10 protein-coding genes are annotated in these 7,971 nt (G+C 68.7%); 6 read left to right on the top strand and 4 right to left on the bottom strand.

The features are described 5' to 3' along the window. Nucleotides 1-459, top strand: a 459-nt coding sequence (locus ACL02O_RS33010; protein ID WP_412822103.1) for a VOC family protein, incomplete at its 5' end; no start/stop codon positions are given. A 126-nt stretch (nt 460-585) separates the two neighbouring features. Next, a complete protein-coding gene (locus tag ACL02O_RS33005; RefSeq protein WP_412822102.1) occupies nt 586-1,347 on the top strand; it encodes an IS5 family transposase in 762 nt (253 codons plus the stop codon). A gap of 204 nt (nt 1,348-1,551) precedes the next feature. On the opposite strand, the gene ACL02O_RS33000 is transcribed toward ACL02O_RS33005, so the two are convergent. Together ACL02O_RS33000 and ACL02O_RS32995 are read right to left on the bottom strand one after the other, a co-directional pair. After that, nucleotides 1,552-1,854: a hypothetical protein gene (locus ACL02O_RS33000; RefSeq protein ID WP_412822101.1), complete on the bottom strand. Its 303-nt coding sequence runs from the start codon at nt 1,852-1,854 to the stop codon at nt 1,552-1,554. 137 nt (nt 1,855-1,991) lie between these two features. Next, nucleotides 1,992-2,423 carry a hypothetical protein gene (locus ACL02O_RS32995; protein WP_412822100.1) on the bottom strand — a complete coding sequence of 144 codons (432 nt, stop codon included), beginning with the start codon at nt 2,421-2,423 and terminating at the stop codon, nt 1,992-1,994. Nucleotides 2,424-2,544: 121 nt separating this feature from the next. Between ACL02O_RS32995 and ACL02O_RS32990 the strand changes: the two genes are divergently transcribed. Next, nucleotides 2,545-3,036 carry a TetR/AcrR family transcriptional regulator gene (locus tag ACL02O_RS32990; RefSeq protein ID WP_412822099.1) on the top strand — a complete coding sequence of 164 codons (492 nt, stop codon included), beginning with the start codon at nt 2,545-2,547 and terminating at the stop codon, nt 3,034-3,036. A gap of 417 nt (nt 3,037-3,453) precedes the next feature. On the opposite strand, the gene ACL02O_RS32985 is transcribed toward ACL02O_RS32990, so the two are convergent. Together ACL02O_RS32985 and ACL02O_RS32980 are read right to left on the bottom strand one after the other, a co-directional pair. Further along, nucleotides 3,454-3,873, bottom strand: a complete 420-nt coding sequence (locus ACL02O_RS32985) for a PPOX class F420-dependent oxidoreductase (protein WP_412822098.1) — start codon at nt 3,871-3,873, stop codon at nt 3,454-3,456. A gap of 247 nt (nt 3,874-4,120) precedes the next feature. Then, a complete protein-coding gene (locus ACL02O_RS32980; protein WP_412822097.1) occupies nt 4,121-4,447 on the bottom strand; it encodes a hypothetical protein in 327 nt (108 codons plus the stop codon). A 226-nt stretch (nt 4,448-4,673) separates the two neighbouring features. Here ACL02O_RS32980 and ACL02O_RS32975 point away from each other — a divergent pair, with 226 nt between their 5' ends. Genes ACL02O_RS32975 through ACL02O_RS32965 form a run of 3 tightly spaced genes read left to right on the top strand, consistent with a single transcriptional unit; the run spans nt 4,674 to nt 7,914 of the window. Further along, on the top strand, nt 4,674-5,636 hold the full coding sequence (locus tag ACL02O_RS32975; RefSeq protein ID WP_412822096.1) for a carbohydrate ABC transporter permease: 963 nt from the start codon (nt 4,674-4,676) through the stop codon (nt 5,634-5,636). Continuing rightward, a complete protein-coding gene (locus tag ACL02O_RS32970) occupies nt 5,633-6,478 on the top strand; it encodes a carbohydrate ABC transporter permease (RefSeq protein WP_412822095.1) in 846 nt (281 codons plus the stop codon). The genes ACL02O_RS32975 and ACL02O_RS32970 overlap by 4 nt, the downstream gene beginning before the upstream one ends. Nucleotides 6,479-6,507: 29 nt before the next feature. Continuing rightward, nucleotides 6,508-7,914: an ABC transporter substrate-binding protein gene (locus ACL02O_RS32965; protein WP_412822094.1), complete on the top strand. Its 1,407-nt coding sequence runs from the start codon at nt 6,508-6,510 to the stop codon at nt 7,912-7,914. Nucleotides 7,915-7,971: the final 57 nt, after the last annotated feature.

Here is a 7,971-nt window from a genome sequence, read left to right as displayed (position 1 = left end):
CTGGATCAGGTTGCACTGCGGGTAGAGGCTGTCTCTCAGTTGGCCGCCCCTCAAAGACTGAAGCCGCTGGCTATCGTCTGTTCCATGATCCTTCGCCACATCACCGTCGACTCTGCCGACCCGTATCAACTGGCGACGTTTTGGAGCAAGACGACTGGATGGCCTGTATCGGACGTGGATGAGCCGGGTGACGACGAGGTGCTCGTTGAAGCTCCCTCTCCCGTGCCCGGCATCCTGTTCATCAAAGTGCCCGAGGGCAAGAAGGTGAAGAACCGGATCCACTTCGACTGGAAGCCGACGGAGCGAACCCGCGACGACGAGGTTGAGCGTGTCATCGGCCTCGGCGCGAGACTGCACGAGGACCACCGAACCGCAGATGGGCGCGGCTGGGTCACTCTCCTTGACCCCGAAGGTAACGAGTTCTGCATTGAGCAGGGCAGGGCCGAGAACCGCAGCTAGGGCGTGCGTTGAAGTCGGTGTCAGGGCCTGAGCCGACTTGAGGATCTCCGCGTGTCGGAGATCGAAAATAGGCGAGGTCTCCGGTAGACGGTTCAGCGATCAAGCGAACCTGAAACCGGAGACCTCGTGGACGCCCTCGCGGTGACGAGGCGGTTGGACCTGACTGACGTGCAGTGGGCGGTGTTGGAGCCGTTGCTGCCGGCAGCGAAGCGGCCGGGTCGACCGTCGTTGTGGAGTAGGCGGCAGTTGATCGACGGGATCCGGTGGCTGATCCGGGCGGGTGCCCCGTGGCGTGACGTGCCACCGCAGTACGGGTCCCGGTCGGCGGTCTATGCGCTGTTTCGCAGGTGGCAGCGCGACGGAACCTGGCAGCGGGTGCTCACCGCGCTGCAGACTCTCGCGGATGCGGCCGGTCGGGTCACCTGGGATGTGTCCGTGGACTCCACGAGCGCCCGCGCCCATCAGCACGCCGCTGAGGCGCGGAAAAGGGGGATCTACAGGCTGGCTGAACCACCCGGTGGCGTCAGCATCGAGCCGGACGACCATGCCCTCGGCCGGTCCCGCGGCGGGTTGACCACCAAGCTGCACCTGGGCTGCGGGCAGGGTCAGAAACCCCTGGCGATCGTGCTGACCGCCGGGCACCGAGGCGACAGCCCGCAGTTCATCCCAGTCCTGGCCGCTATCCGCGTCCCCCGCCTGACCATGGGCCGCACGAGAACCCGCCCGGACCGCGTCCTCGCCGACAAGGCATACACGTCGAGGGCCAACCGGTCCTACCTACGCCGACGGGGCATCGCCGCGACGATCCCGAGCAAGGCCGATCAAGACGCGAACCGTCGGGCCAAGGGATCCAAGGGCGGCCGACCGCCTTCGAGCCCAAGGATCTAGAAGCTGAGCGGCACGGCCTCCACATAGAACTCGGCGCTCTCGACTGGATGCTGCGATGCTTGGTAGCCGTCGGCGGCTTGCCGGGTGAGGAACGCCCCAACCGGCGCAACCGTGCCACTCTGACCAGGCCAACTGATTCTGTGCCGCCACCCGTGCGCGGCACCCGTCGGCGCCATCACCCCTCGTGGGTGTGCGCAGGCGGCCTCAGTCCGGATCCTCGCATCGGACAGCGACGTGTTCTATCTGCCCGCTGCGAACGAGTTCTCGGATCGCGGTCGTCATGGCCGACACGCCCGGTTCCGACACGATCAGCTGGTCAACGGCCCAGAAGTAACTGCCGTTCGCGACTTCATCGTTTCTCTTCCACCTCGCAAGCAGGCGGCGGACCTCGTCGACGGTGAAGATTGTCAGAGCCCAGCTGGAGCCGTCAGGAAGGTCGACGAAAGCATCCACGTTGGCGACAGACTCCTCGGTGTCCGTGTTGGGATCGAGAAGGAACCGTGCCACGAATGTTGGTTCTGTAACAGTTACGTATGGATCGGGGTGCCCCACGAACGCCGATCATGTCGCACTGCACGAGTAGATGAGGTCCTGCCGGCATCCTTTATTTCCGCGATCCGCTCGTCGCTTTCGGCCAGGAATCATCACGCCGCAGCCCTTGCGGTCGACCAGGCAGTCCAGCCCCTGCTGAGCACATACGCGGCCAGCAGGATGAAGGTGATTGCTCCGTCGGCGATCAGTGCCGCGCCAGCGCCGTCGGTCCCGCTGCCGAGGGACAGGGCGGCCAGGGTCAGGCCGAGCTTGTTGAGGATGGCGAGTTCCCAGATGCCGGCGTAGAGCCGGGGGCGGTAGGCCAGCAGCAGGAACACGCCCGCGAAGACCACGAAGCCGAGCATGCGCCAGGTCTCGACCATCTGTGTGGCTGGTCCGGCGTCCGCGACGGCGCCCACTGCGCCGGCCACCGCGGCGACGGCGCCGGAGGCGGCGAGGACGAGGAGGGTCCGCGCGATGCGGTCACGAATCCGCGCGGAGCCCGTGCCGGTCTCGATGTGAAGGGACGGGGCACGAGCGGGCATCGACGCCACCTTTCTACCTAACGGTGTTAGGGTTGAACCTAACACTGTTAGGGAATTCTGGAAAGGCGGACGGTTGGCTTCCTACGCACTGAGCCGGCTCACCCCACGAGCCCGGGAGATCGTGCAGACCGCGCGCCAGCTCCTTGAGCGGGAGGGCCCCGATGCGCTGTCGATGCGTCGCCTCGCCGCCCAACTCGGGATCCGCGCCTCCTCGATCTACGAGCACCTCCGCGACAAGCAGGCACTGGAGGCGGCGCTGATCTCGGTCGGCTTCGAGGAGCAGGCCGAACTGTTCGCGCAGGCAGTCCATCGATCCGACGCCCCGATCGCGGCCCTGACCGCCGCGTACCGCGACTTCGCGCGTCGCCGGCCGAACCTGTATCGGCTGATGACCGAACGGCCCCTGCGCCGCGACCTGCTCACCTCCGGCGTCGAGGAGGCGGCCGCAATGCCGCTCCTCGACGCCACCGGCGGCGACCGCGAACGCGCACGGGCCATCTGGGCCTTCGCGCACGGCATGGTCATCCTCGAGCTGAACCAGCGCTTCCCACCCGGCACCGATCTCGACGCCACGTGGCGCAAGGGCATCGACGCGTTCCACGGCCCGGAGTGAGCGTCGCCAGCCCGGCGGGCAGCGCGTGGACAAGGGTCGACTGGGGCCTGTCCTGTCGAGCATGGAAGCCAGATGATGGCGGCGATGAGGATGAGGCTGGCGCGGTAGCGGGATGCGCGTTTTGCGTAGCGGGTGGCGGCTCGGCGAGCGGGCTGGCGTATAAAACCGGGGGAGCGGTTCGGGAGCTTCGGGATGCGCTGATCTCCGGGCAGCGGCCGGGTCGCAGCGGAGGGCCTCAGCACGGCGTAGCCGGCGTCCACACGGGCGTCGAACTGCCCGACAGGCGGCCGGTTCAGCCGATCAGCTGCCCCGGTCTCGAGGGCCCGAAACCGGCGAGCAGGTTGGGAGCAGCCTGGTGCACTGAACGGCGTTGAACCGCGCTCAACGGCACCGAACGCAGGTGAGGCAGCCCGGGCGTCAGCCGACCTGGTTGCTGTCCTTCAGCGCGCCCCACCCGTGCCAGCGGTCGATCTCGATCCACGCGCTGATCCGCCGGCGCTCCCGCCGTGGATACGGCCTCCCCGTGTAGTGCTGGGAGAGCCGGTCGATGTCCGCCAGGTCCTCGTCGTCGCGCAGTTCGACGACGCGCCCGAGGATGCTGATGTGCGTGTACCACCCCTGCTCGTCCAGCACGGTCAGCGTGACCCGGGGGTCATTTCTGAGGTGGCCCAGCCGGCGGCGGCCCTCGTCCATGTTCACCATGATCCGGCCGTCGTCCCACAGATACCAGGTGGCGGTGGAGACCGGCTGACCATCGGGCTGGAGGGTGGCGATGACGGCGGGATTCGGCTTGCGGAGCATGGTGACCGCAGGTTCGGGGAGCGGCGGCTTCGACATTGTTCTCCTCCTCGCGACAGCGTGATCCTCAGAATCTACGCACCTGGGTCGGGGTGAGGTGGGGCGTCAGGCCGGGCTTCCGGCTACGTGGCGGGGCTCGGGGCGAGTCCGGTGCAAGCGTGCAGGTCCGCGTACTCCCGGCGGAATCGGGCCGCGCCCTTCCCGCCGGCAGGCTCGGGTCGGCCGGTGCGTCGGGGGATCGTCGCCGGCACCAGTTCCGTCTTTGCGACTGCCGAACCATCGACGGTCACCCGCAGCACCCTCCGTGTCGTTGCTGTACAGCCCGGCTGTGCGGGTCGGGGCGGCGGCGCGGCGGCTGGACGACGGCCGCACCCGCTGGGCCGACGACGACCTGGTCCTGCCGCTGGCCGGCATCGGCACGGTGCTGCGCCTCGGCGAGGTGGCCCGGCGGCTCGCCGACGAAACGCCCGCCGCGGACCGGCCGGTGGGGCTGATCGACGCGACCGGCGGTCGCCGGCACCGGCCTGCTCGGCCGGCTGTCGCCCGAGCCGCGGACGGTCGCCGCGGCCAGCGCGATCTTCAGGACGACCAGCACGCGTGCGCTGTCGAACATCGGCGGACTGCCTTTACCGCTCACGATGCCGGTCCGCCCTGGACCGCCGCCCGGCCCCCCTTTCGGATGCCGACCCACCTACTCCAGCGCCGGGAGCCGGTGCTCGGCGAAGCTTTGGTCGAGCTCACGCTGCGTCGTGCGGTGTCATTGCCGCGACAACCACTGGTCACCGGACCGCCGCCAAGATCACCCCCGGTAGACGCGTGGGCCGTGCACGCTGACCGACGTGACAGCTCCGACTCTGCTCGCCGCGGGGACGGCCCCCGGGCCCACCGCCCGGCCGCCCGGCCGGACCCGCCGCGGCGCCGGGCCGGCGCGGGCCAGGGAGACGGCGCTCGGCCTGCTCTTCGTCCTCCCCGGCCTGGCCGGCCTCGGCGTTTTCGTGATCTTTCCGCTGGCCCAGGCGGTGTACCTGGCCACCCGGGGCAACGACATCCTCGGTAACCCGACCCGCTCGGTAGGACTGCAGCACTTCCACGAGCTGCTCACCCCCGCCTTCGGCACCCTGCTGTGGCAGACCCTGGTCTTCACCGTCCTGGTCGTGGCGCCCGGGGTGCTGCTGCCGCTCGCGCTCGCGGCGCCGATGACCCAGCGGCTGCCCGGCATGCGGATCTTCCGGACCGTCTTCGCCCTGCCGTTCGCCTACTCGGTCTCGGCCGCGAGCGTGGTCTGGCTGATCATGCTCAACCCTGGCGTGTCCCCGGTGAACTGGGTGCTCGGCCTGGCGGGCGTACCCGCGCCGAACTGGACCACCGAGCCGGGCTGGGCGATGGCCACGGTCGTCGGGGTGACCGTCTGGATGGTCTCCGGGTTCAACCTGCTGGTCCTCGCCGCCGGCCTGGCCGGCGTTGACGAGGAGGTGCTGGAGGCGGCCCGGATGGACGGCGCCAGCGGCCCCCGGCAGTTCGTCAGCATCGTGCTGCCGATGATCTCGCCGAGCCTGTTCTTCGCAGTGGTCACCACCACGCTGACCGCACTCCAGGCGCTCGGCCAGGTGCAGATCATGACCGACGGCGGGCCCAACGGGCACACCCGGACCCTGGTCTATTCGATCTTCGACAACGCGTTCCACAACAACAACAGCAACTTCGGCCTGGCCAGCGCCCAGGGGCTGGTGCTGCTGGTGATCGGAGTGCTGATCGCGGTGGTGCAGTTCGGCGTCCTGGAGAGGCGGGTGCACTACCGGTGAGCAGGAGCGTGAACCGTCCCGGCCCGGCAGCGACCGTACTGACGTATCTGTGGTTCGGCGTCGCCGCGGTGGTGCTGCTCTTCCCCGTGCTGCTCACGGTGGTCGGTGGCTTCCTGCCGTCGAGCGCGTTGCTGCATCAGCCACCGCAGCTCTTCAGCGGGCACTGGACGCTGGAGAACTACCGGGCGGCCTGGCGGCAGCCGGTGGTGCCGCTCGCCCCCGCGTTCGTCAACTCGCTCTTCGTCGGGCTGAGCATCATGCTCGCGCACCTGGTCACCTCGTGCCTGGCCGCGTACGCCCTGGTGTTCCTGCGCAGCCCGCTGCGCCGGCCGATCTTCTGGCTGTTCCTGGCGACGATCATGGTGCCGTACGAGTCGATCGTGGTGCCGAACGCATTGTTCATCCGGTCGCTCGGGATCAACGACAACCGGCTCAGCCTGATCCTGCCGTTCCTGGCCAGCGGCTTCGGCGTGTTCCTGCTGCGTCAGGTGTTCCGGCAGTTTCCCCGGGAACTGCGGGAGGCCGCCGTCATCGACGGCTGCGGCCACCTGCGGTTCCTCCTCACCATCCTGCTGCCGGCCAGCCGGCCGGCGCTGATCGGCGTGGCCGTCTGGTCGTTCCTGCAGGGCTGGAACATGTACTTCTGGCCCTTGATCATCTCGTCCAGCAACAACTCCCTGAACACCCTGCAGACCGCGGTGTTCGCCCTCAAGGACAACGAGGGCGGCAGCCCCGCCGTACTCCTGGCCGGCATCAGCATCACGCTGGTGCCCACGCTGCTGCTGGTCGTCTTCGGCCAGCGGTGGCTCGTCCGGGGCTTCACGGCCGGCGCGGTCAAGTAATCACCTCACCCCAGTATCAGGAGGAAGCAGTGCGTACCACTCTGCGCCGGGTGGCGGTCGGGCTCTCGCTCGCCGCCCTCACGGCCACCGCCGCAGCCTGCGGCTCGGCCACGGCGAACACCGGCGACGCGGGCGGCGGCACAGGCGCGCCGGCGGCCAGCGCCCTGGACGGCAAGGGCGAGGTGTCGATCGACTTCTGGCACGCGATGAGCGGCAAGAACGGCGAGGCGCTCCAGCAGCTCACCGACCAGTTCAACGCGAAGAACAAGGGCCGGGTCAAGGTCAACCTGCAGTTCAAGAACACCTACGACGACACCCTCTCGGCGTACAAGGCAGCGCTGAACAGCGGGCAGGCACCGGACGTCGTCCAGGTCTACGACATCGGCACCCGCTTCATGATCGACTCGAAGTCGATCGTGCCCGTGCAGTCGTTCGTGGACGTCGACAAGGCCGACACCTCAGACATCCAGCCGAACATCGCTGGCTACTACTCGGTCGACAACAAGCTCTACTCGATGCCGTTCAACACCTCCATGCCGCTGCTGTACCTGAACAAGACCGCGTTCACCAAGGCCGGCCTCGACCCCGCGAACCCGCCGAAGAACCTCGACGAGATCACCGCGGCGGCCCGCAAGCTCACCGTCAAGGACGCCAGCGGCCGGGTCACCCAGTACGGCTTCGGCGCGGCGCTCTACGGCTGGTTCCTCGAACAGTGGACCGCCGCCGGCAACCAGGAGTACTGCGACCAGGGCAACGGTCGCGACGGCCGGGGCACCACCGTGCAGCTCGCCACCGACGACCACGTCAAGCTGCTCACCTGGTGGAAGAAGATGGTCGACGAGGGGCTGGCGCCGAAGCTCGACAGCAACACCACCACCGCCGACAACGCGTTCACCGCCGGGACGGTGGCCATGACCCTGGAGTCGACCGGCTCGCTCGGCGGCTTCCTCAAGAGCACCGAGGGCAAGTTCGAGATCGGCACCGGCAACTACCCGAAGATCAACGCCACCGACGCCGGCGGCCCGATCATCGGCGGCGCCTCGCTGTGGGTGGTCGGCAAGGGCAAGGACGACGCCCACAAGCGCGCCGCGTGGGAGTTCGTGAAGTTCCTGTCCGACAGGGACTCGCAGGCCACCTGGCACACGTCGACCGGGTACTTCCCGATCAGCAAGGGCGCCCTGGAGACCGACGTGGACAAGCAGTGGGTGGCCCAGCGGCCCCAGTTCCAGACCGCGATCACCCAGCTGCAGAACACCCCGCTGAGCAAGGCCACCCAGGGCTGTCTGCTCGGCGCCATGCCGCAGGCCCGTAAGGCCGCCGAGCAGGCCATGCAGGCGGCGGTGCTCAGCGGCACGGACACCCGGGCGGCGCTGGAGCAGCAGCAGCAGGCGCTGGCCGGCCCGATCAAGGACTACAACCAGTCGGTGGCCGGCTGACCGACCCTCGTCGGCCCGTTCCGGCATCCCGGCACGAGGGCCGATGCGCCTGCCGGG

This window comes from Micromonospora mangrovicola, assembly GCF_047200535.1.
GTDB lineage: Bacteria > Actinomycetota > Actinomycetes > Mycobacteriales > Micromonosporaceae > Micromonospora.
This window is presented reverse-complemented; position numbering and strand designations above follow the sequence as displayed.

What these genes read in the sequence shown, in the direction of transcription:
- ACL02O_RS32995 (WP_412822100.1), bottom strand. Translation starts at nt 2,423, where the DNA reads ATGCCCGCTCGTGCCCCGTCCCTTCACATCGAGACCGGCACGGGCTCC.
- ACL02O_RS32985 (WP_412822098.1), bottom strand. Translation starts at nt 3,873, where the DNA reads ATGTCGAAGCCGCCGCTCCCCGAACCTGCGGTCACCATGCTCCGCAAG.
- ACL02O_RS32980 (WP_412822097.1), bottom strand. Translation starts at nt 4,447, where the DNA reads ATGTTCGACAGCGCACGCGTGCTGGTCGTCCTGAAGATCGCGCTGGCC.